This is a genomic window from Neisseria uirgultaei, assembly GCF_962719845.1.
In the GTDB taxonomy this organism is placed as follows: Bacteria; Pseudomonadota; Gammaproteobacteria; order Burkholderiales; family Neisseriaceae; genus Neisseria; species Neisseria bergeri.
Genome location: NZ_CAUIYF010000010.1, coordinates 51120 through 74136 on the forward strand (window position 1 = coordinate 51120; position 23017 = coordinate 74136).

A 23017-nucleotide genomic window follows, 5' to 3' on the forward strand; every position below is an offset into this window, starting at 1 on the left:
TGTCTTCGGGGTTTCAACAGTCAGTCTTCATAATTTTCCATCGGCGGGCAGCTGCACACGAGGTTGCGGTCGCCGTACACGTCGTCCACGCGGTTGACAAAGGGCCAGAACTTGTGTTCGCGCACGAACGGCAACGGGAAGACGGCTTCTTCGCGGGAATACGGGTGCTCCCATTCGCCGGTTATATCTGCGGCGGTGTGCGGGGCGTTGACCAGCGGATTGTCGTCTTTCGGCCATTCGCCGCGCTCGACTTTCAGCACTTCCTGTTTGATTTGTTTCAGGGCGGCGATGAAGCGGTCGAGTTCGGCTTTGCTTTCGCTCTCGGTCGGCTCGATCATCAGCGTGCCGGCAACGGGGAAGGAGACGGTCGGGGCGTGGAAGCCGTAGTCCATCAGGCGTTTGGCGATGTCGGTTTCGGTGATGCCGCTTTCGGCTTTGAGCGGACGCAAATCGACGATGCATTCATGCGCGACGCGGCCGTTTTTGCCTGTGTAGAGGACGGGATAGTCTTCGCTCAGGCGTTTGGCGACGTAGTTGGCGTTGAGCAATGCCCAGCGCGTTGCCTGTTCCATGCCTTGTTTGCCCATCATGGTCAGGTACATCCAAGTAATCGGCAGGATGGATGCGGAACCGAAGGCCGCAGCAGCAACGGCGGTTTGGTCGGCACTGGCGCTGTGGGTGTCGGTCAAAGCGTGTCCCGGTGCAAACGGGGCAAGATGGGCTTTCAAACCGATAGGGCCGACGCCCGGACCGCCGCCGCCGTGAGGGATACAGAAGGTTTTGTGCAGGTTCATGTGCAACACGTCCGCGCCGACTTCGGCAGGCTGCATGATGCCGATTTGGGCGTTGAGGTTGGCGCCGTCCATGTAAACCTGTCCGCCGTTTTCATGGATGATGCGGCAGATGTCGCGGATGCCTTCTTCGTACACGCCGTGGGTGGACGGGTAGGTAATCATGATGGCGGACAAGGCGTCGCGGTGTTGTTCGGCTTTGGCTTTCAAATCTTCGATGTTGACGTTGCCGTGTTCGTCGGTATCGACAACGACGACTTTCAAACCGAGCATAGCGGCAGTCGCAGGGTTGGTGCCGTGGGCGGATTTGGGAATCAGGCAGATGTTGCGGTGTCCCTCGCCGTTGGCTTCTTGATAGCGGCGGATGGAGAGCATGCCGCTGTATTCGCCCTGCGCGCCTGAGTTGGGCTGGAAGGAAATCGCGTCAAAACCGGTGATGGCTTTCAGGCTGTTTTCCATATCGGCGAGCAATTCGCGGTAGCCGGCGGTTTGCGCCTCGGGGGCGTAGGGGTGGATGTCGGAGAACTCCGCCCAAGTAATCGGCAGCATTTCCGCAGTCGCGTTGAGTTTCATGGTGCAGCTGCCCAATGAAATCATGCTGCGGTTCATCGCCAAGTCGCGGTCTTCGAGTTTTTTCAGATAGCGCAGCATTTCGTGTTCGGTGTGGTAACGGTTGAACACGGGATGTTGCAGAATGTCGTCCTGACGCAGCAATCCGGCGTTCAGACGGCCTTTGACATCATCGGCAAATGTGAACGTATCCTTGCCGGTAAACGCGCGGTACAAATCAACCAAATCTTCGTATGCCGATGTTTCATGGAATGCAGCCGCAACTTGAGTATCGTTGACGCGGCGCAGGTTGTAACCCGACTCTAAAGCAGCGGCAAACACTTGGTCTGCTTTCTCTTTGTTGCCGAAATCGACGGTAACGGTATCGAAGAAGACTTTGTGAACCACATTCAGGCCGTCTGAAACCAGCGCGTCGGCAAAAGCAGAAGCCAGCGCGTGAATGCGGTTGGCAATGCGTTTCACACCTTCAGGGCCGTGGTAAACAGCGTACATACCGGCCAAGTTCGCCAGCAATGCCTGCGCGGTGCAAATATTGGATGTCGCTTTTTCGCGGCGGATGTGTTGTTCGCGGGTGGACAAAGCCATGCGCAGCGCAGGTTTGCCCGATGCGTCTTTGGATACGCCGATGATGCGGCCCGGGGCGGAACGCTTGAACTCGTCCTTAAACGCGAAATAAGCGGCGTGCGGCCCGCCGAAGCCCATCGGTACGCCGAAGCGTTGGGTGTTGCCCAAAGCAATATCCGCGCCCAATTCGGCAGGCGATTTCAGCAAAACCAAGCTCATGATGTCGGCGGCAACGGCCACGATTGTGCCTTTGGCTTTCAGACGACCTATGACGCTTTGCAAGTCTTGCACGTCGCCGTCTTTGCCGACGTATTGGAACAGCGCGCCGAAGTATTCGCCTTCATCCGCTTGGGCAAAATCGCCGACCACCAGTTCAAAGCCGAAATATTTGGCGCGGGTTTTCATCACGTCCAAAGTTTGCGGATACACGCGCGCATCCACAAAGAAACGCCCGGATTTCACCTTGCCCACGCGGTGCGCCATCGCCATCGCTTCGGCGGCGGCGGTCGCTTCGTCCAGCAAAGACGCGCCCGCCACAGGGAAACCGGTCAAATCGATGCACACTTGTTGGAAGTTCAACAACGCTTCCAAACGACCTTGGGCAATTTCCGCCTGATATGGGGTGTAGGCAGTGTACCAACCCGGATTTTCCAATACGTTGCGCAAAATCACGTTCGGCACGCGGGTCGGGTAATAACCCAAACCGATATAGGACTTGTTGATCACGTTTTTCGACGCAATGCCTTTCAATTTCGCCAATGCGTCCGCCTCGGTCAAGGCCTCGGGCAAATCGAGTTCAGACGGCATACGGATGCTTTGCGGCACGGTATTGCCGACAAAATCGTCCATACTCTTCTCGCCGAGCGTTTCCAAAAGCGCGGCCTCGTCGCCGAAACTCAAATGTCGCGCGGCAAATTCGTTGGGGTTGAACAGTTCGGACAGTTTCATTTCTACTCCTTCGGGTTTGTAGGGCTGCCATCAGGCAGAATTTTTAGACATCGGATGATTCGGGCAAGGGTAGCACAAAAGACGGGATAATGGCGGACAACGCGCTAGAATGCAGCAGGTCAGGACAAGCAGCACCACAAGCAGCAGCGATAAGGGAAAGCCGCTGACTAAAACCATGAAACCTGCAAGCACCAGCCAAGCCAATGGATACGCCGGAAGCGGAAAAACAATATTGAGCAGAACCAAAATCACGACAAACAGCGGCAGCCCCGCCATCAGGTTGGCACGCCTGTATATTGCGTACGGGTCGGATGCTTCTTCAGGTTCGCAATATTCCATGATTTCAGCCTGTCCGGGTTTTATCCACAGCAGGTTCGGACGGTCGGTCATGCCGTCTGAACCGGCAGACCATCTTTTTCAAAAAACGCCATACCGCCGCAACTTCATGCGGCTGTATGGCGTAGGTTTTGCACTTCAGACGGCATATGCGTCCCGAAGCAGTTTGGTGTTCCAGTCGGTTCATGATTATATAAACAACTTGGGTGCGGATAAACCTTTGTTTATCTAAACCCCTGTTTTCTCAAAAATTGATTCAAATCTTCGGCAAATTTCCGATAGCCTTTGCCGTTGGCGTGGATTTGGTCGGACTTTAAATCGTTGTCGCCCAAAATTTCCGCCCACACGCCGCCGAACAGCGGAATGCCGTATTCCTCGGACAAATCCTCATACAGCGGATGGTCGCTCAAATGCCCGAACAACGCGCCCAGTGTGATGTGCGGCACGCCGACGAGGACGGCGGGGATGTTTTCCTTTTGCACGGTTTCGATGATTTTCGCAATATTGGCGCGGGTCTGCTCCTCGGGAACTTTGCGCAGAAAGTCGTTGCCGCCTATGCCGACAATCACAAGCTTGGGTTTGCGTGCCAACAGCGCGGGCAGGCGCGACAGGGCTTGCGCGGACGTGTCGTCCGATACGCCGCCGTTGACAATATTCCAACCCGTCAGTTTTTGCAGTTGCGCGGGGTAGGATTCGCCGGGGTTTGCGCCGTAGCCGAAGGTGAGCGAATCGCCCAAGGCAAGCACGGTGCTTCTTTCGGGAATTTTGGCGTGGGTTCGGGCGGATTTTCTGCCGCAGGCGGTAAGAAGCAACGCGCCTGCGCCGAGGAGGAAGATTCTTCTGTTCATTGGTTTTTCAGACGGCATCGAGCCATTTCGGGTGGTATTTCAGGGTTTTACGGTAAACCGGACAGCTTTCGGCGTGCGCGCCTTTGAGGTAGCCGGTACTCATCAGAAATTCGCCGACGATTTCGCCGCCGACGAATTTGAAATGTTTTTTAAAGAGTTTGACCCATTCGTCTTTGCTTCGCGGATGGTGCGCGTCGAGCCAGTTCTTGAACGAGCCGTATTCTTGTTGCAACGCTTGGATTTGCCGTGCATTGAAAATGGCGGCATCGATTTTCAGGCGGTTGCGGACGATGCCTGCATCGGCAAGCAGCCGCTCAATATCGGCTTCGCCAAATGCGGCAACAGTATCGATGTCGAACCCTTCAAATGCCGTCTGAAACGCCTGCCGCTTCTTCAGTATCAGCGTCCAGCTCAATCCTGCCTGATTGATTTCCAACACCAGCCGTTCAAACAATTCATTGTCGTCCTCAATCGGAAAACCGTATTGCGTGTCGTGGTAATGTTTGTTCGGGTTGTCGGTGTTTTCGGGAAGTGAGGCGGCAAATTCGCAATAGTTCACGGTTTACTCGATCATCTGTTGCGCCGCCTGTTTCAGTCCCTGTTCGAGTGCGGCGGTCATGGCGGCGTAGCCGTCACCTTGCTGTTCGGTTTCGATATGGAAGGGTCTGTTCGTACCGTCGGGTAGGACGGCGTAGCCGCTGATGAGTGTTTTGCCCGTGTGGCTGCCTTGGAATGCGTCGATATAGACCGTCCATTTTTCGGTACTGCCGCTGCGTGAGGCAGGAACAAAGATGCGTGTGCTGTCCAAACGGTTGAATGCATTGCTCAACGCCGCTTCGAGCATATCGTCCAAGGTGCCTGCCCAAACGTGGTTTTGTGCGGTGTTGAGGCGGTAGGGGTCGGTTTGATAGACCAGTCCGCCGCGTTTGAGCGGTTCGGCAAGACGGACTTCGACGGCAGTTTCGCCGCCTTGCGTTGCAGGACGGATGTAGCGGCTGTCGGGCAACACGAAATATTGTGTGCTTTGCACAGTACCGCAGGCGGCAAGCGTCAGGGCGGCGGCAATCGGGAAAAGGCGCATTATCGGCTTCCTTTCGGGACAGGGTCTTTGCGGCGGCTGTTGAAAATCAGCGCGTTGGGTTTTTCTTTCAAAGTGTTAATGACGGGTTGAACGTCTTTTAAGGTTTTGTCCAAACTTTGCAGCGTATTTTGTACGTCGCCGTAGATAGGCGATTGCGGCGATACGCCTTGCAGGGTTTGACGCAACTCTTTCAGGGTTTGGTTCAACTCGTTCGGAATGTTTTGTGTTTGCGGTTTGCCAACCAGTTTGTCGATGGAGCTTAAAGCAGCATTGGCAGATTTGAGTGCGGATTTGAGTTCGGCAAGCGAGCCGTTCAATTCGGCAACGGTTTTATCCAATGGCAGATTGTTGAATTTGTCCAGCAAATCCGCCAATTTGGCCTGCAAGTCGTCCAAACCGCCTTGGGTTGCGATAACGGTATCGCCTGCATAAACGGTATGCGGTCGCAGCTTGGGTGAGGTGGAAGGCTGATCGTTCAATTCAATCATTTTGCTGCCGGTCAGCAGGTTGTTACTGGAGATGGTGGCGGTCAGGCCTTTGTTTAAAGCCGTCTGAAATTGTTGTTTCCAATGCTCTTTGCTTTGCTCGTCGGCATTGATTTCCAAACGGGAAGGCTCGATACGGATGCGTACGGGAATCCAGCCGTTTTTAAACAAATGCAGGCTGTCGTTGCGGTCGAAATAGGGAACGTCGGAAACCACGCCGACATTCAGCCCTTTGTACTCGACGGGCGAACCGACGGTCAGGCCGCGCACGGATTGTTTGAAAAACGCGGTGTAGTACAGCGAGCGGTCGTCAGGCAGGTTGGCGACTTCGCTGCGGCTGTCGTAAAGCGTGAAGCTGTCTTCGCTTTTGACGTTTTTACTGTTTTTGGTTTTCGGCGAATCAAATGAAATCGCGCCCGACAGCAGGGCAGGCAGAGGGGCGGAATTGAGTTTGATGCCGCTGCCTGTGGTTTCGATATTGATGCCGCTTTCCAGCCAGAAACGGCTGGCGGAATGAATCAGTTTGTCGTTGGGGCTTTGGATGAAGATGGTGTAATGCACGCTTTGGTCGGACGGGTCGAAATGCGCGCTTTCGATTTGCCCGACCATAAAGTTTTCATACAAAACAGGGCTGTTGACGTTGAGGATGCGGTCGTTCTTACCAATCAAATTCAAGCGCAGCCCGCTTTGCCCGATGGCGGTAACGGGCGGAATGTCCTGCACTTGGAACACGTCTTTTGCCTCGTCGCTTTTGCCGGGTGTAAAAGCGATGTACGAACCCGAAAGCAGCGTACCCAAACCGGTTACGCCGCTTTGGTCGATACGCGGCTTGACCACCCAAAACTGTGTGTCGCTGCGGATGAGGCCGGATACGTCCGCATTGAGTTGGGCGGTTACTTCCACGCCTTTTTGGTCGTCGCGCAGTTTGATTCGGGTAACGCGTCCGACATCGATGCTCAATACTTTGATGACCGTATTGTTGACCTCAATGCCTTCCGCGCTGTCCATCAAAAGCGTTACCACAGGCCCCCTGTTGCGGATTTCCTTAATCCACAGCCAGCCACCGGCAATCAGCGCAATCAGCGGGACCAGCCAGACGGCGGAGAGGAAGGTGTTGTTTTTGCGGACGCGTGCTTGGGCGTGTCCGTTTGGAGGAGGGCTGTTGTCAGTCATATTTTTCCGTTTCATTGAAAGCAATGCCGTCTGAAGCGCGTTTGTCCCAAAGCAGGCGCGGGTCGAAATAATAGGCGGACAGCATCGTCAGAATCACGACCAGGCAGAAATAGACTGCCGCACTGCCCGGAATGACGCGCGCGGCATAAGTGTGGAACGAACACATCAAAATAATAATCACAAAAATATCAATCATCGACCAGCGGCCGACCGCTTCGGTGATGCGGTAGAGGTGCGACAATTTCTTTGCGCCCGCCGGCAAAGCGAAGCGGGCGGACGCAATCAAAACTGACATTGCCGCAATCTTCAGCACCGGCACCAAAATACTCGCGCTGAAAATAACCGCCGCAATCAGCCTGTCGCCCTCGTCCCACATATAAGCGATGCCGCTAAGGATGGTGTTGGCCTCCGTGGCGGCAGGATTGGACGAAATCATAATCGGCAGGATATTGGCAGGAAAATACAAAATAACCGCCGCCATCAGAAACGCCGACGAAATACTCAGACTTTTCGGCCGTCGGCGGTACAGTTCCGCGCCGCACACGCCGCAGGGGGATTCGGCACTGTCGCGGAAATACAGGCAGCGGCTGCAACAGGTTTTGCCTTCCGATGCCGTCTGAACCGCATTGCCGCCCGTCAGCCGCCCGATTTGGAAATACACCCAATGTTGGGGAACAGATACCGAAGTCTGAATCAGCATGACCGACAGCGCGAACATCAGATAAAACGCCGGACCGAACTTCACCTCCGCCACAGCCGAAAGCTTGATATACGCCACCAAAGTGGAAATAAAAAACACATCCGCCATCATCGCCTGCCTCAAGCGCACCATCACACGCGTTGCCAAACGCAGCGCAGGATACGCCCGTTTCTGTATCAGCGCGGCATAGACATACAGGCACAGCAGCAGAAACAGAACCGGCGCGCCGAAAGTCAGCACAAACATCACTTCGGCCAAAAAACCGTAATCCTGAAACACCATCAGGCGTACCATCTCGGGCAGCGAAAGGACGGATGCCGCACCCGGTATCCCGACCTCGATATACGTCATACTGTAAGCAAACGCCATCAAAATCAGCGAAGCCGCCGCATAGGCGGGCGGGCCGGAAAAAGGGTGGCTGCCCACCCTGAAGAGTTTGTGTCCGCAACGGGGACAGAACGCCGCCTCCCCCCTGTCCAATTGCGGCACATCCGCGCGGCAGCCGCATTCCGGGCAATCTACCGTATGCGGCGGCAGGGCTTCGTCGCGGCAGTTGCCGCGAAGGCTGTGGGGGATATTTTCGGCAAACGGCTTCATCGGGAAAGTAGCAAATATAAGTGGCGGCATTATAAAGGAAAAAAGGCGATACACCCAATCAGGATGCAAAACTGGCAGGTTCGGCAGTATGAACAAACCCTTGGTGTCCGGCAAAAATATTTTTTGAGTGGCTGCCCCTCCGACCGGCAAGCCTATTTGATAAAACCCCGATTTTGTAAATAATCGTAAAATATCCGCTTAAAAATATAACGCAAATGATATTTTTTCCAAAAATATGTGATAATAAATTTCGTTTATGATTCTTTATTATTTTTATAGTGGATTAACAAAAATCAGGACAAGGCGGCGAAGCCGCAGACAGTACAAATAGTACGGAACCGATTCACTTGGTGCTTCAGCACCTTAGAGAATCGTTCTCTTTGAGCTAAGGCGAGGCAACGCCGTACTGGTTTTTGTTAATCCACTATATATGCGGGCAAGTGCGGATTTTGCCCGCCCCGCATCCTTATCCCTTACCGACAAAGGAAAACTTATGAGCGAAACCGAAAATCAAGCCCTGACGTTTGCCAAACGCCTGAAGGCGGATACCACGGCGGTTCACGACAGCGTGGATAACCTCGTTATGTCCGTCGAACCGTTTGTCAGCAAAGAAAACTACATCAAATTTTTGAAACTCCAATCCGTTTTCCACAAAGCCGTCGATCATATCTATAAAGATGCCGAATTAAACAAAGCCATTCCCGAGCTGGAATATATGGCGCGATACGATGCCGTAACGCAAGACTTGAAAGACTTGGGCGAAGAGCCTTACAAATTCGACAAAGAATTGCCACACGAAACCGGCAACAAAGCAATCGGCTGGCTTTATTGCGCCGAAGGTTCTAATTTGGGCGCGGCGTTTTTGTTCAAGCACGCGCAAAAACTCGATTACAACGGCGAACACGGCGCACGCCACCTCGCACCGCATCCGGACGGGCGCGGCAAACACTGGCGCGCCTTTGTCGAGCATCTGAACGCTTTGAACCTGACTCCCGAAGCCGAAGCGGAAGCCATCCAAGGCGCACGCGAAGCCTTTGCATTCTACAAAGTCGTGTTGCGCGAAACCTTCGGCTTGGCAGCCGATGCCGAAGCCCCCGAAGGTATGATGCCGCACAGGCACTAAAAAATAATCGAATCAAATAAACAAGGTCTCGGCATAGCTGTTTGCAGGGACCTTTAATTACACGGCGCGGCTTTGTTTGCATGGATTACTGTCTTATTAAATATTAATGATTATCAGAAAATCTATTATGCGCTAACCGAGGATGAACAATCCATACATCTTGAGTTGATAATATGAAACCATTACAAATGCTCCCTATCGCCGCGCTGGTCGGCAGTATTTTCGGCAATTCGGTCTTGGCAGCGGATGAAGCTGCAACTGAAACCACACCCGTTAAGGCAGAGGTAAAGGCAGTGCGCGTTAAAGGTAGGCACAATGCATCTACCACTGTGGAACGAGTAAAGGCTAAAACCATTCAAGAGCAAATGATTCGGGATACACGCGATTTGGTGCGTTATTCATCAGATGTCGGTGTATCCGATGATGGCCGCCGTATGAAAGGCTTTGCCATGCGCGGGGTAGAAGACAACCGTGTCGGTATCAGTATCGACGGTGTGGCATTGCCCAGTTCGGAAGAAAATTCACTTTATGCACGTTACGGCAACTTCAATAATTCCCGTTTAAGCATCGATACCGAGTTGGTTAAGGGTGTAGATATTACGAAAGGTGCGGATTCATTTGAAAGCGGCAGCGGTTCTTTAGGTGGTAATGTGAACTACCGCACGCTTGATGCACGGGATATTGTTTTGCCGGAACAAAATTTCGGCGCACTTCTACGCAGCGGTTACGCAAGTAAAAACAGAGAGTGGGCGAATACCGCAGGTTTCGGCTATGCGGGCAATGTTTTTGATGCCGTGGTTTTGTATTCCCGCCGACACGGGCATGAAATGAAAAGCGGGGGGGGGGATGTCGTTGATTTTGTAGGGTTTGGCGAATTGGATAAGCAGGATCAGGCAGAGCGTGGATCGGCACGCATTCATCCAGATCCGTCCAAACACAATAATCACAGTTATTTGGTGAAATTAGGCTGGCAACCGGCCGACTCTCACCGTTTCGGTTTTTCTGTTAATGGACAAAATAACAGTAATTACACTTATGAAAAAACTTATTCCCTGACAAGTTATTGGCGGGAGGCGGATGATATACAGAAACGCACCAATATTAACCTGAACCACGAGTGGACACCTGCATCTTCCGTCCTCGCTTTGCTGCGCACGGACTTGGATTATCAGAAAACCCGCAATGGGGCGATAAACTATAAAGGTGATATGGTTCGTACCGGAGACTGGCGCACAGGTTATCAGTATCACAACGGCTTTATGGCTGATAGAGACGAACGGAATATGGATACCAAATACAAGCGTTTATCTTTCCGTTTGGACAGCCAGCCTTTTTCACTGTGGAAAGGGGAGCACAGATTATCGTTTAAGACTTTTGCCAGTCGCCGCGACTTTGAAAATGTAAATGATGATTTGGATTTTAATTCAACAGGCGATATAACCGACCGTAAACATTACACCATTATACGTCCGATGAAGACGGATCAAATCGGTTTTTCATTGCAGGATAAAATCGCTTTTGGCGACAAGTTATCTGTAAATGCAGGCGTGCGCTACGACCATGAGAAGGTAAAGCCGCAGGCTTTTAAGCCGGATACGCCTTGTCTGAGTACCTGTGTTAATGACGGCAATCCGGCCGCAAGAAGTTTTAATACATGGAACGGCGTTTTAGGTTTGGACTACCGCTTTAATGATACTTGGCGTGCTGCTTACCAAATCAATACGGGCCATCGCGTACCGACAGCATCGGAAATGTATTTTACTTATACCAGCGTGTATGGCCACTGGATAGCGAATCCGTCGCTGAAAGCCGAACGCAGCCTGAATCAAACATTGTCGCTGCATGGTAAAAACGACAAGGGGTCTTTGGATTTCAGCCTGTATCAAACCCGTTACCGTAATTTCCTGTTTGAAGAAGAACATACCTTCCAAGTTCCCAATCCATTTGCTGGTGATTGGTATGCTTGTCATACGGATCCGACCTATTGCGGTGCTACACTTACCCAAATCGGTCAGCAAATGGTCAATGTCGATAAAGCAAGGGTGAGGGGAATTGAACTTAAAGGAGAGATGAACCTACATCAAGTAATGCCCGTGCCGGAAGGTTTCAAATTATCCGGCGCATTGGGTTACAGCAAAGGCAAATTGTCCGGCGATCGCGGCAGTATGCTGTCCATCCAGCCGCTGAAGTTGGTGCTTGGATTCGATTATGAGTCTCCTGATGAGCGTTGGGGTATTTTCTCCCGTGTCAGCTATATGGGCAGGAAAAAAGCCAAAGATGCCCAAGTGATTGAACAAAAGAGCTATTGCACAAGCTATAAACCCGATCCTTGGACAGGTGGGGAAACAGAAGATTGTGCTGTTGCCTGGCAGTATCGTGACGATAAAATCGACTTCCGTTGGTTGAATAAGGCGGCAACTGTTGTGGATGTGTTCGGCTACTACAAACCGGCAAAACGTATGACTTTGCGGGCGGGTGTTTATAATCTGTTTAACCGGAAATACCATACGTGGGACAGCTTGCGCGGCATCAATCCGAGATCGACTATTAACTCTTTAAGCGTATCGAATACTAAATCAGCAAATCAGGGTTTGGAACGCTACTACGCCCCCGGTCGCAACTACGCCGTATCGCTGGAATGGAAGTTTTAATCTAGTATTATTGGATTAATTGTCTTGTTGGAAATTAAAGCCGTCCGAATTGTGTTCAAGAACCCATTCGGACGGCTTTTTACCGTAAATCTGCGTGATGGGGTTTGATATTGATATAGTGGATTAACAAAAACTAGTACGGCGTTGCCTCGCCTTGTCCTGATTTAAATTTAATCCACTATAGCTGTGGAAGCCGGTAACGCCGCGTCCGCAAGGGTGGCGGCAGATGCCGCATTGTGTTTATAATGTCGTGTCAGACGTTTGATTTATGGGAAAATAATGATGCTTACCAATCAGGAAGTAACCGGTGTCAAACTGGGATACCGCAAAGCCGTTTTACAAGAGCTGGCCCGGGATTTCGGGGGCAGTGTGCACAGTATCGTATTGGATGCGGTGGATGGTCATATAGAACGCTTGAAAGCCAAACAAGCCTACGATAAGCGGGCGATGCAGGCTTTTCAGGATTATCGGGAAACAGGATTGCATATTACGCTTAATGAGTTTGCAGACTGGGTGGACGGCTTGGGTGGCGATGAATCGAAGGATATGCCCGAATGCCGCAAGTAAAGCTGATCATTACACGCCCCGCTCAATCTGATTTGGTCAGGATTTATAATTTTTTGAATGATTTGGGTGCGGAACGTCAGGCAAATACAGTGATGCGGCTGCTTAAAAATTCTTTTGTTTCTACACAAAGCAGCCCGAGTAATGGGAAACCTTATGATTTGTCGGTGGCGGGGGAAACTTTGCAAAATGTAAGGGAAGTAATCGTGCCTTATGGCAAAAGCGGTTATAGCTATTTGTTTTGGCACGATAAATCAGGTAAGCAAATATTGATTTTGACGGTGAGGCATTTCCGTGAAAATGCCTACCGCCTGAGCTTTCCTTTTTTATAACGGTATTTGGTTTGGCGGCTTTCCCTTGTGCGGGGCAATGCGTTTCGGCTTTGTTGCGGCACGTTCGGATAAACCGCCTTCAAGAACATAACCGGACTGCCGCTTTGATTCCGTTCCGCAGGCGGGATGTTTGAACGGTGCAGATATGGAAGTATGGAGTTCCCGATCTGAATCTGCCGCACAATAAGGCAAGGGGATTAAAAATGCCGTCTGAAAAATGTTTCAGACGGCATTTTTGGTTGCCGATATGTTAACGGACGACATTGGCGCGCATGACCACGCGGACGTGGAACGAGCCTGCCTGACAGTCGTATTGTCCGCCTTGCAGCGGCTGCTTGTCGAAGTAGCTGTGGAAGCCGGTAATACTGCGTCCGCCGAGTTTGCCTGCGGTCTGTTGGAATTTGCGGGCGGCATTGATTAGGGCGCGTTCGCAGGCCTCTGAGTCGGATTTGCCAACGCCGTTTGCTGCTTGCCGTGTAACCAGATTCCTGCCGTTTGCAACCGGTACGCCCCCGCCGCCGAAGCTGACGGGAATCCCGGATTCCAATACGCCGTCTGCAATGGCTGCATTTATTGCCGCCTGACCGTTGCTGCAACGGTAAATGATGTTTTTGCCTCCTCCTGCGGTGTCGCCCCGGATGACTTTGCATGATTCTCCGGCCGGTGTGCCGGCGGATGCCGTGTGTACGTTTTTAGGCGCGCGGCCGGATTGGCAGGCTGCCAGCATCAGAGCGGCGGCGGAGAGTATGAGGATTTTTTTCATGTCGGATGTCCTTGTTTGCTGTGGGAAATCATTAGCATTGTACCGTAAGATTCAACAAAATGCCGTCTGAAAACAGGTTTCAGACGGCATTGTGGCTCAGGGGTTCAATACGCGTGCGATGAGGGCTTTTTCTTTGCTCTGCATATTGGGGATTTTGACTTGGATGCCGTTGCCGGGTGCGACATCGACAGGTTGGCCTTTGCGGGTCATTTGTTCCAATTTGATGGTTTGGTTGCCGCTCGGGTGGATGATTTCGAGTGAATCGCCGACGGCAAAGCGGTTTTTGACTTCGATGGTCGCCCAGCCATTTTCGTCGATTTCGGTAACGTGTCCGACGTATTGGCTTTGTTTGGCGGTGGAATGGCCGGTCAGGTAGTTTTGATAGTCTTGGGTTTGGTGGCGTTCGAGGAAGCCGCTGGTGTAGCCGCGGTTGGCGAGGCCTTCGAGTTCGCTCAACAGGCTGTAATCAAACGGACGGCCTGCGACGGCATCGTCAATCGCTTTGCGGTAGGACTGGGCGACGCGGGCGACGTAGTAGAGCGACTTGGTACGGCCTTCGACTTTGAGGCTGTCCACGCCGATTTTAGCGAGTTTCTCAACCACTTCAATGCCGCGCAGGTCTTTGGAGTTCATGATGTAGGTGCCGTGTTCGTCTTCCATAATCGGCATCATTTCGCCCGGGCGGTTGGACTCTTCAATCAAGAAAACTTTGTCGGCGTAGGGATGGCGTTTTTGACCGTTGATACCTTCAAAGTTTTGGTTGGATTCTTCTTGGGCTTTTTCAAAGTTAAAACCTTGCAGAAGTTGGGCGTCGCCTGCATCGCTTTCCGTAGCGTTGTGGACTTTGTAGTCCCAACGGCAGGAGTTGGTGCAGGTGCCTTGGTTGGGGTCGCGGTGGTTGAAATAGCCCGACAACAGGCAGCGGCCTGAGTAGGCGATGCACAATGCGCCGTGGATGAAGACTTCGAGTTCGATGTCGGGGCATTGTTGGCGGATTTCGGCGATTTCTTCCATACTCAATTCGCGCGACAGGATGATGCGTTCGACGCCGATATTCTGCCAGAATTTCACGCCCCAGTAGTTGGTGGTGTTGGCTTGTACGGACAGGTGGATCGGCATTTCCGGCCATTTTTCGCGCACGGTCATAATCAAGCCCGGATCCGCCATAATCAGCGCGTCGGGTTTCATGGCAATCAAGGGCTCCATATCCGAAACAAAGGTTTTGAGTTTGGAGTTGTGCGGCAGCGTATTGACGGTAAGGAAGAATTTTTTGTTGCGATCGTGCGCTTCTTTAATGCCTTGCTCGAGGATGTCGAGTTTGGCAAATTCGTTATTGCGGGCGCGCAGGGAATAACGCGGGCTGCCGGCGTAAACGGCATCTGCGCCGTAATCGTAGGCGGCGCGCATTCTTTCCAATCCGCCGGCGGGCAATAAGAGTTCGGGTGCTTTCATCGTGTTTCCTTTTCGGTTGAAACCCCGCCCTTTAGGGCGGTAGAATCAGACTTTATTTGGGAGGGGCGTAACCCCTTCCGAATCAGGGCAACATATAGGGCGACGCTTTATGTGTCGTCCTGTGTGTTGAAACATGATTTGTGTGCTTTGTAAAAATGTTTCAGACGGCATTGCTGCAAATGCCGTCTGAATGGTGTTTGAAGATGGGCGGATTATCCGCCTTTTCGTGTTCGCGGTCAATTTTGCCGGGAAATTTATAAGGATTTATCAAGTATTTGCCTGCTTGGGATACAATGCGGCAGTTTGAGTGCGAGAGAGAATGTGATGAATCCCAAAATCGTGTTTTTCGACATTGATGATACGCTATACCGAAAATATACGGATACCTTGCGCCCTTCCGTGAAAACGGCGGTGGCGGCTTTGCGCGGCAAAGGTATATTGACGGCGTTGGCAACGGGGCGGTCTTTGGCGACGATTCCCGAAAAGGTCAGGGACATGATGGCGGCAACGGGTATGGATGCCGTGGTAACGATAAACGGACAGTTTGCGCTGCTGCACGGTAAAACTGTGCGCGAAGTACCGATGGATGCCGGTTTGATGGGCAGGGTTTGCGCGCATTTGGATGGCTTGGGCATGGATTATGCGTTTGTCGGCGGAGAGGGGATCGCCGTGTCCGCGCTGTCGGAATGCGTGTGCCGCGCCTTGCAGCATATCGCCAGCGATTTTTTTGCCGATAAGGATTATTTTTCAAGCAAACCGGTGTATCAGATGCTGGTGTTTGCGGAGGAAAACGAAATGCCGCTCTGGTCGGATATTGTGGAACAGGAAGGCTTGAAAACGGTGCGCTGGCATGAGGAAGCGGTCGATCTGCTGCCTGCGGGAATGTCGAAAACAGACGGCATCAGAAGCGTGGTTGAATCATTGGGTTTGGAAATGGCAGACGTGATGGCGTTCGGCGATGGTTTGAACGATGTGGAAATGCTGTCAGAAGTCGGGTTCGGCGTGGCAATGGGCAACGGGGAACAGGCGGCGAAAGAAGCGGCGAAATATGTTTGCCCCGGCGTTGATGAAGACGGCGTGTTGAGGGGCTTGCAAGATTTGGGCGTGATTTGAACGCATCATAACAACCCTGCCGGTTTCAGACGGCAGGGCCGGTTGTTTCAGCCCTTCATACAGCCTTCGTTTTGAAGCAAGGTAAATAAGGGCGCGCCGCTTGCACGGATATTCTTGCCGCCTTGAAGGTCGGTAAATTCCAAAATAGCGGCGGCTTCGACAATTTCCCCGCCGAGTTTGCGGATCAGCTCCAGCCCGGCAAGCATCGTGCCGCCCGTGGCAACCAAATCATCGACCAGCAGCACGCGCGAACCGGGTTTGACGGCATCGGTGTGGATTTCCACCGCAGCTTCCCCGTATTCGAGCGCGTAGCTTTGCGATACGGTTTCAAAAGGCAGCTTGCCTTTTTTGCGTATGGGGACGAAGCCGACGTTGAGCTGGTAGGCGAGTGCCGCGCCGATAATGAAGCCGCGCGCGTCCAAACCGGCAACGATGTCGATTTTCTGATCCATATAGCGGTAAACCAATAAATCAACCAAAAGGCGGAAGTATTCCGCACTTTGCAGGACGGGCGTGATGTCGTGGAATAAGATACCTTTTTGCGGCCAGTTTTCGATTTTGCGGATTTTGTCGGCAAGCGCGCCGACACTCATAGCTTCGGGATGAACCAGCATTGTGTGTTCCATGTTTGATGTTTTTAACGCCATATTGTAGCCGTCAGCCTGCCGCTTGCCAAATCAATCAAAACAATAGCGGCAAAATATGGGCATCGGCAAATAGGAAACCGAGTGTCCGTTGTGATACAATCGGCTGGAAAATATACAGGTAAAAAATATGTCCGCTTATCGAAAAGGCAACATCTTTATCATTTCGGCCGCTTCCGGCACGGGCAAAACCACGCTGGTGTCGCGGCTGTTGGCAAACCATAACGGTTTGCGCGTTTCCGTGTCGCACACGACGCGCCCGCCGCGTGAAGGCGAAGCAAACGGCGTACATTATCACTTTGTTTCCAAAGAAGAGTTTGAGTCGCTTATCGCGCAGGAAGCTTTTTTGGAATACGCCGACGTATTCGGCAACTATTACGGCACAAGCGCGGAGGGCGTGAATGCGTTGGCGGCGGCAGGCTATGACGTGATTTTGGAAATCGACGTTCAGGGTGCGGCTCAGGTTCGCGACGCGCTGCCTGAAGCCGTCGGTATCTTTATCCTGCCGCCTTCTTTCGACGTACTTGCCGCGCGCCTCAACGGACGCGGGACGGACAGTCGGGAAGTTATCCAAAGGAGGCTTTCGAAAGCAAGGCATGAAATCGAACAGTCTGTATTGTTCGACTTTGTCGTGGTCAATGACGACTTGGAGCGAGCGGAGGAAGATTTGCGCCATATCGTGAATGCCTGCCGTCTGAAAAGGTCGCGGCAACTGGGATTTATTGCAGATTTGTTGGAAAATTCCTAAAAAACCGCGAAAATACTCGGTTTCCCAATTTAAATATTTTTGAAAGAAAGCAAATAATATGGCACGTATTACCACCGAAGACTGTACCGGAAAAATTTCCAACCATTTTGACCTGACATTGGTAGCGGCCCGTCGGGCCCGCCAGCTTGAAAATGGCAATACGCCGCTTGTGGACGATGTCCGCAATAACAAACCGACCGTTACCGCCTTAAGGGAAATCGCCGCCGGGCATATCGGTACGGAGCTGTTGACGCGCAATAAATAAATTCTGCCGGAAACGCACGTCGGCACATTCTGCCGCCGTGCAGTCCGACGGTTTGAAACGAAAAATAAAATATGTTCCGAAAGCCGTCTGAAATGCCTGTCCCACAACCCACCGCACCTTACGACTATTTAACTGCCGAAGCACGTACCCTGCTTTTCCGTACCGCTTCCTATCTCAAGCCTGAAGAACAGGTTGAGCTCGAGAAGGCTGTTGCCTATGCATTTCACGCTCATGACGGACAAACCCGGAAAAGTGGCGAACCATACATTACGCATCCGATTGCCGTTGCGACGCAGCTCGCCCTTTGGCATATGGACGTACAGGGTCTTTGTGCAGGTGTAATGCACGATGTGCTGGAAGATACAGGCGTTACGAAAGAGGAGATGGCCGCAAGATTCGGCAATACGATTGCCGAGATGGTGGACGGTCTGTCCAAACTCGAAAAACTCAAATTTGAAGATCATGCAGAGCATCAGGCGGAGAGTTTCCGCAAACTGATTTTGGCAATGACCAAAGATGTACGCGTGATTGTCGTTAAACTTGCTGACCGTCTGCATAATATGCGGACACTCGGTTCGATGCGTCCCGACAAGCGTCGTCGTATTGCAAAAGAAACCCTTGAAATCTATGCGCAAATTGCCAACCGTATAGGTTTGAATAATGCATATCAAGAGCTTCAGGATTTATCTTTCCAGAATCTCCATCCCAATCGCTATGAAACCATGAAAAAGGCGATGGATAAGAGTCGGAAAAACAGGCAGGATGTCGTTGGAAAGATTTTGCGTGCGTTCAGCCAGCGTTTGGTAGGGGCGAACATAGAAGCCAAAATCAAGGGTCGGGAAAAGAACCTGTACGGCATTTATCGGAAAATGTTAGAAAAAAAACTGCATTTCTCCGAAGTTATGGATATTTACGGTTTTCGTGTCATCGTTAACAGTATTCCTGCATGTTATGCTGCGCTCGGCGCATTGCACAACCTCTATCAGCCCAAGCCCGGACGGTTTAAAGACTACATCGCTATTCCGAAAAGCAACGGTTATCAAAGTCTGCATACGACTTTGGTCGGGCCTTATGGTTTGCCGGTTGAAGTGCAGATACGTACCAGGGAAATGGATGCTGTTGCCGAAGGTGGAATCGCCGGACATTGGAGCTATAAATCAGATTCTAAGACGGTCGATCAGGCGGTGCTTCACACAAACCGGTGGCTGAAAAATATCTTAGACTTGCAGGCAAGCAGTGCCAATGCCATTGAGTTTCTCGAACACGTCAAAGTCGATTTGTTTCCAAACGAAATCTATATCCTTACCCCGAAAGGAAAAATCCTAACATTGCCCAAGGGTGCAACACCTATCGATTTTGCTTATGCGGTGCATACCGATATCGGGCACAAAACCGTTGCCGCACGTATCAACAATATCATGATGCCGCTGCGTACGAAGCTCAAAACCGGCGATTCCGTCGAAATTATTACATCCGAACATGCCAAACCAAATCCTGCATGGTTGAATTTCGCCGTGTCAGGCAGGGCGCGCAGTGCCATACGCCAATATATTAAAAACCTTAACCGGCACGATGCGGTCGTTTTGGGAGAGAGCCTCTTACAAAAAGCCCTGTCCAGTTTGCTGCCCAAAGATGTCCTGCTTTCAGACGGCATCAAAGAAAAATACCTTGCCGATCTCAACGACAAACAGACTTCATTTGAGGAAGTGCTGTACAACGTCGGTATGGGGCATACCCTGCCTGTTTATGTCGCCATGCACATTGCCGAGTTGGCAGGGGAGCATTTCGGTAGCGAGGTCAAGCTCAGTTCCATTAAAGTCGATGGTCAGGAAAGCGGGCATATTCATTTTGCAGAGTGCTGCCACCCTGTTCCCGGCGATTCCATCCGTTTGCTGTTGGTTAAGGGAAAAGGCATGATTATCCATAGGGATACCTGCCCGACGTTGTTAAAGTCCGATCCCGAACAGCAGCTGGATGCAGACTGGGAAAATATGAACGGGCAGAACTACCGTGTCGGGCTTCAAGTCCAATCGGAAGACAGCCACGGCCTGTTGGCATTAATGGCGCAAGCGATTTCCGATTCCGGTGCGGACATCGAGTCGGTCGAAACACCGTCTAAATCCCAGTCGGGAACGGAAGGTTTTGTCGAATTCAAATTTTTATTGAAAGTTAAAAATCTGAATCAATTGAATCAGATTATTCAAAATCTGCACAGCATCCCATATATCCGCAAAGTTATCAGAAGTTGAAGCAGGTAAAACGGGTTGCCTTTTGATTAACAGGCAACCCGTTTTATGGTTTATCCGTTCAATTGCTTATCTGTCTGTACGCCTTTGTCGATAAACTGCGCACCTTTGAGGGTGGTATCCCCGCCGCTTCGGATAATCGTTTTGCCGGCCGTGCTGCCGATATGGGTGTGGTGGTAGGCTGCTTTTGTCTGATTGCTGTTACGATTTGTTAAAAGAAAAGCCGTCTGAAACTGTATTTATTGTTTCAGACGGCCTCTTAGCTCAAACCTTGAGAACCACATGCGTGCGTTCCGCACACATCCTACTTGTTGAGTTTAGGTTTCATATGGACTACGGCTTGCTGATTTCAGACGATTTTTTTAATTTAGTTGGGTTTTCAACTCAACCTACACACTTAATCTGAAAGTTCATACAGCATATCCAAAAAGGCATCAAAACTATCTGCAATATGGCTGGTTACCATTTTCGTATCTCCATTCTCATCTTCATAAAAATCATCATGATACATCAGAATGATACATGGATTTTCATTGCATTTTCTGTAATCAAAACAGATATAATCGCCATTAGCTGAAATCCCAAAAGCAATCACTTTTTTTGCATACCCATATTCATCATCAATACATGAATAGCTATAAATATCTTCATAGCCTAAATTTTGCTTATACCCTAAAAATGAAATGTCTCTTTCATCATTTTCACCGTATTGATTGACAAAATTGAAAATATTTTCTTTAGGGTATAAATGATCATGTTTGCTAAGAAGTGATACATATGAAACAGGAAAAACAACCCCTATATCTTCAGCAAATTGTTGAATTGTTCTTATTGGAACCAATCCCTCATCTGATGATATTGATAGTTCTTCCATGTTCACTAATCTTTCTTTAACGATTTTTGACCGGTATGCCTAACAGCGTTATGAATACTATTAGGAATTAACTGCATATTATTAGGAGGGCTTTGCGCATTATGATGCCATGTATAACCAGGAATTTTTTCATTTCCTGCTTTAATCTTCGTTATTTGTTCATTCTTTTAGAAATCATATCTCCCTGAGTTTAAATAAATAGACTCGTCTTCAGACTCTGTTAAACAACCATTGAAAACACTATCTATACTTAAAATATAGTGTCCGTGGTTATACGATATGTAATTACAATTCCCCCAGCCAGGCACGTTATAGCTAAAAAAATTACATCCTAAAATTTCATGTGGATAAATATTAATCTCGCTTAAATTAGATGGGTATCTTCCTTTCTGAGTTTTAAACAAGTGAACTCTATTATTTATAAAAATTATTTTTTTCATGCAATTCTGTTGATCATATTTATTAAATAATATAGTAAATATAATTATTGCTGCAGTGACAAAAAATTTTCTCAATTATTTCCCTCCTGTGAACATGGGTTTTGTGGTTCTATTTACAATTCCAGAGTGAGTTCCATCATCCTTTTTCGGTATTTCTTTATAATTCGGCGCCTTTTCTGGGTTTGTTGCTTTCAGAACATTGTTCAAATATCTTTCTAACTGTTGACCAAGTGTTAGTGAAGAATTCGGAAGTAAATTGATTTTTGGGCACTTGTCCACGTTCAATAGTTTTCCATAAATCTTTACTAGCTACCCTCATCTGTCCCGTATTTGTTCAAATATACGGCAAGCCTTTCAACAATCCGCATTGCCGCTTCATCTTTACTTGTTTCGGGAAAAGACAGTTCCCCGTCGTCCCCGATAATGGTAATCCGGTTGGTCGGTTTGCCCATCGCGATTGAAACATCATTGGCAACGATCACCGGTATTTTTTTCTTAATGCGTTTTTCTCGTGCATATGTCAATACATTCTCCGTTTCAGCGGCAAAACCGATACAGAACGGCGGGTTCGGTAATGAGGCAATGGATGCCAAAATATCAGGGTTTTCATCCAATTCGATGGATAACGGTTTGGCATTTTTATCTTTTTTGAATTTTTGAGTACTCTTGTTTTTAACCCTATAGTCTGAGACGGCGGCAACAGAAATAAAAGCATCTTGTTTTCCAATCAAGCGATGCACTGCGCGATACATATCTTCGGCGCTGACGGTTTGAACCGTATTGGATATACCGAAAGGCAGTTCGGTTTGAAGTTGCCCGTGAATCAGACTGACTTCTGCACCCGCGGCACGGCATGCCCGTGCCAAAGCCACGCCCATTTTCCCGCTGGAGATATTTGTGATGCCCCGGACGGGGTCAATGGCTTCAAATGTCGCACCTGCGGTAATCAAGATTTTCTTGTCCTTTAAAATTTTCGGTGTCCATAAATCCGGAAGCAGGTCCAGCAATTCTGCGGGTTCCGGCATCCTTCCCATACCATTTTCTCCGCAAGCCTGTTCGCCCGAGCCTGGCATATAGACAGTAATGCCGTCTGAAACCAGTTGTGCGATATTCCGTTGGTTGGCAGGGTTGAGCCACATTTCCACATTCATGGCGGGAGCGATAGCAAGAGGACATTTCCGTGCGGCTGCCAGATTGGTCAGTAGGTTATCTGCCACGCCGTTACAGATTTTTGCCACGGTATTCATACTTGCCGGCGCAATCAGAAAAACATCCGCATTCCGGGTTAGGTTGATATGTTCCATACCGTTTGAACCGTTGCCGCCGTGCGTGTCGGTCAGAACGGGATTGCCGCTTAAAGCCTGAAAAGTCAGCGGAGAAACAAATTCAGTTGCCGAGCGGCTCATAACCACCGTAACCGAATGCCCCTGTTTTTTCAGCAGCCGCACCAACTCGCAAGACTTATACGCTGCAATACTGCCTGTTACACCTAAAAGAATATGTTTGCCCATTTTGACAATTTCTAATTACGAAGAAAAACAGCAGCCATTCTATAACAAAGTATGGATACATTAGTTACCGTTTGAATACAATATGCCGTTTGAAGCCCCGAGTTTCAGGCGGCATATTCACAAAGGCGCACCAGTCGGAGGAGGGGGGAGGGATTATTGGAGGCGGCGCAGCGTTTGGTGGAAATAAAAAACCTTATC

22 protein-coding genes and 1 pseudogene are annotated in these 23017 nt (G+C 50.3%); 9 read left to right on the plus strand and 14 right to left on the minus strand.

Going from position 1 to position 23017, the window contains the following annotated elements; translation table 11 throughout:
• Positions 1-20: 20 nt before the first annotated feature.
• Positions 21-2873 (minus strand): aminomethyl-transferring glycine dehydrogenase, encoded by a 2853-nt coding sequence (gene gcvP / locus Q9J32_RS07370; RefSeq protein ID WP_301883116.1) that lies wholly within the window; start codon positions 2871-2873, stop codon positions 21-23.
• A 30-nt stretch (positions 2874-2903) separates the two neighbouring features.
• Positions 2904-3263, minus strand: coding sequence for a hypothetical protein (locus Q9J32_RS07375; protein WP_101128713.1), 360 nt, complete (start codon positions 3261-3263; stop codon positions 2904-2906).
• On the opposite strand from Q9J32_RS07375, the gene Q9J32_RS07380 reads away from it, so the two are divergent.
• Complete coding sequence (locus Q9J32_RS07380) at positions 3262-3441, plus strand: hypothetical protein (RefSeq protein ID WP_025455583.1); 180 nt, start codon at positions 3262-3264, stop codon at positions 3439-3441. The two genes, Q9J32_RS07375 and Q9J32_RS07380, sit on opposite strands and share 2 nt — an antisense overlap.
• On the opposite strand, the gene Q9J32_RS07385 is transcribed toward Q9J32_RS07380, so the two are convergent.
• The 5 genes from Q9J32_RS07385 to Q9J32_RS07405 are packed head-to-tail and all read right to left on the minus strand — an operon-like array spanning position 3434 to position 8123.
• Positions 3434-4075 carry an arylesterase gene (locus Q9J32_RS07385; protein WP_301883110.1) on the minus strand — a complete coding sequence of 214 codons (642 nt, stop codon included), beginning with the start codon at positions 4073-4075 and terminating at the stop codon, positions 3434-3436. The genes Q9J32_RS07380 and Q9J32_RS07385 overlap by 8 nt on opposite strands.
• Positions 4065-4616 (minus strand): DNA-3-methyladenine glycosylase I, encoded by a 552-nt coding sequence (locus tag Q9J32_RS07390; protein WP_301883109.1) that lies wholly within the window; start codon positions 4614-4616, stop codon positions 4065-4067. The genes Q9J32_RS07385 and Q9J32_RS07390 overlap by 11 nt, the downstream gene beginning before the upstream one ends.
• A gap of 3 nt (positions 4617-4619) precedes the next feature.
• Positions 4620-5138 (minus strand): PqiC family protein, encoded by a 519-nt coding sequence (locus Q9J32_RS07395; RefSeq protein WP_301883107.1) that lies wholly within the window; start codon positions 5136-5138, stop codon positions 4620-4622.
• Entirely contained in the window at positions 5138-6796 is a 1659-nt protein-coding gene (gene pqiB, locus Q9J32_RS07400) for an intermembrane transport protein PqiB (RefSeq protein ID WP_301883105.1), read from the minus strand. The genes Q9J32_RS07395 and pqiB overlap by 1 nt, the downstream gene beginning before the upstream one ends.
• Complete coding sequence (locus Q9J32_RS07405) at positions 6789-8123, minus strand: paraquat-inducible protein A (protein WP_301883103.1); 1335 nt, start codon at positions 8121-8123, stop codon at positions 6789-6791. The genes pqiB and Q9J32_RS07405 overlap by 8 nt, the downstream gene beginning before the upstream one ends.
• A 463-nt stretch (positions 8124-8586) precedes the next feature.
• Between Q9J32_RS07405 and Q9J32_RS07410 the strand changes: the two genes are divergently transcribed.
• From Q9J32_RS07410 to Q9J32_RS07425, 4 genes are all read left to right on the plus strand, one after another.
• Positions 8587-9216 carry a biliverdin-producing heme oxygenase gene (locus Q9J32_RS07410; protein ID WP_025459993.1) on the plus strand — a complete coding sequence of 210 codons (630 nt, stop codon included), beginning with the start codon at positions 8587-8589 and terminating at the stop codon, positions 9214-9216.
• Between the two features lie 173 nt (positions 9217-9389).
• Positions 9390-11867: a TonB-dependent hemoglobin/transferrin/lactoferrin family receptor gene (locus Q9J32_RS07415; RefSeq protein WP_301883094.1), complete on the plus strand. Its 2478-nt coding sequence runs from the start codon at positions 9390-9392 to the stop codon at positions 11865-11867.
• Between the two features lie 279 nt (positions 11868-12146).
• On the plus strand, positions 12147-12434 hold the full coding sequence (locus Q9J32_RS07420) for a hypothetical protein (RefSeq protein ID WP_002235100.1): 288 nt from the start codon (positions 12147-12149) through the stop codon (positions 12432-12434).
• A complete protein-coding gene (locus tag Q9J32_RS07425; protein ID WP_002250719.1) occupies positions 12422-12763 on the plus strand; it encodes a type II toxin-antitoxin system RelE/ParE family toxin in 342 nt (113 codons plus the stop codon). Before Q9J32_RS07420 ends, Q9J32_RS07425 begins: the two co-directional genes overlap by 13 nt.
• Before the next feature lie 250 nt (positions 12764-13013).
• Here Q9J32_RS07425 and Q9J32_RS07430 read toward each other — a convergent pair whose 3' ends face one another.
• Together Q9J32_RS07430 and trhP are read right to left on the minus strand one after the other, a co-directional pair.
• Positions 13014-13526 (minus strand): hypothetical protein, encoded by a 513-nt coding sequence (locus tag Q9J32_RS07430; protein WP_003714353.1) that lies wholly within the window; start codon positions 13524-13526, stop codon positions 13014-13016.
• Positions 13527-13622: 96 nt separating this feature from the next.
• Positions 13623-14978 carry a prephenate-dependent tRNA uridine(34) hydroxylase TrhP gene (gene trhP, locus Q9J32_RS07435; protein ID WP_301883092.1) on the minus strand — a complete coding sequence of 452 codons (1356 nt, stop codon included), beginning with the start codon at positions 14976-14978 and terminating at the stop codon, positions 13623-13625.
• 324 nt (positions 14979-15302) lie between these two features.
• On the opposite strand from trhP, the gene Q9J32_RS07440 reads away from it, so the two are divergent.
• Complete coding sequence (locus Q9J32_RS07440) at positions 15303-16091, plus strand: Cof-type HAD-IIB family hydrolase (protein WP_301883090.1); 789 nt, start codon at positions 15303-15305, stop codon at positions 16089-16091.
• Positions 16092-16138: 47 nt separating this feature from the next.
• Here Q9J32_RS07440 and Q9J32_RS07445 read toward each other — a convergent pair whose 3' ends face one another.
• Positions 16139-16738 carry an adenine phosphoribosyltransferase gene (locus Q9J32_RS07445; protein ID WP_014580597.1) on the minus strand — a complete coding sequence of 200 codons (600 nt, stop codon included), beginning with the start codon at positions 16736-16738 and terminating at the stop codon, positions 16139-16141.
• Between the two features lie 127 nt (positions 16739-16865).
• On the opposite strand from Q9J32_RS07445, the gene gmk reads away from it, so the two are divergent.
• The 3 genes from gmk to Q9J32_RS07460 all read left to right on the plus strand — a co-directional run bounded on the left by gmk (position 16866) and on the right by Q9J32_RS07460 (position 19997).
• Positions 16866-17483, plus strand: coding sequence for a guanylate kinase (gene gmk / locus Q9J32_RS07450; RefSeq protein ID WP_301883088.1), 618 nt, complete (start codon positions 16866-16868; stop codon positions 17481-17483).
• 58 nt (positions 17484-17541) lie between these two features.
• The gene (gene rpoZ, locus Q9J32_RS07455; RefSeq protein WP_002212665.1) at positions 17542-17748 is read left to right on the plus strand and encodes a DNA-directed RNA polymerase subunit omega; all 207 of its coding nucleotides are present in this window, start codon (positions 17542-17544) and stop codon (positions 17746-17748) included.
• A gap of 92 nt (positions 17749-17840) precedes the next feature.
• Entirely contained in the window at positions 17841-19997 is a 2157-nt protein-coding gene (locus tag Q9J32_RS07460; RefSeq protein ID WP_301883087.1) for a RelA/SpoT family protein, read from the plus strand.
• A 68-nt stretch (positions 19998-20065) separates the two neighbouring features.
• Here the strand turns inward: Q9J32_RS07460 and Q9J32_RS10205 are convergent.
• From Q9J32_RS10205 to coaBC, 4 genes and pseudogenes are all read right to left on the minus strand, one after another.
• Positions 20066-20173, minus strand: a pseudogene (locus Q9J32_RS10205) (hypothetical protein); the annotation flags it as partial.
• A 218-nt stretch (positions 20174-20391) separates the two neighbouring features.
• The gene (locus tag Q9J32_RS07470) at positions 20392-20868 is read right to left on the minus strand and encodes an SMI1/KNR4 family protein (RefSeq protein WP_127298187.1); all 477 of its coding nucleotides are present in this window, start codon (positions 20866-20868) and stop codon (positions 20392-20394) included.
• A gap of 5 nt (positions 20869-20873) precedes the next feature.
• Entirely contained in the window at positions 20874-21023 is a 150-nt protein-coding gene (locus Q9J32_RS07475) for an HNH endonuclease (RefSeq protein ID WP_301669953.1), read from the minus strand.
• 590 nt (positions 21024-21613) lie between these two features.
• Positions 21614-22819 carry a bifunctional phosphopantothenoylcysteine decarboxylase/phosphopantothenate--cysteine ligase CoaBC gene (gene coaBC / locus Q9J32_RS07480; RefSeq protein WP_301883085.1) on the minus strand — a complete coding sequence of 402 codons (1206 nt, stop codon included), beginning with the start codon at positions 22817-22819 and terminating at the stop codon, positions 21614-21616.
• Positions 22820-23017 lie beyond the last annotated feature (198 nt).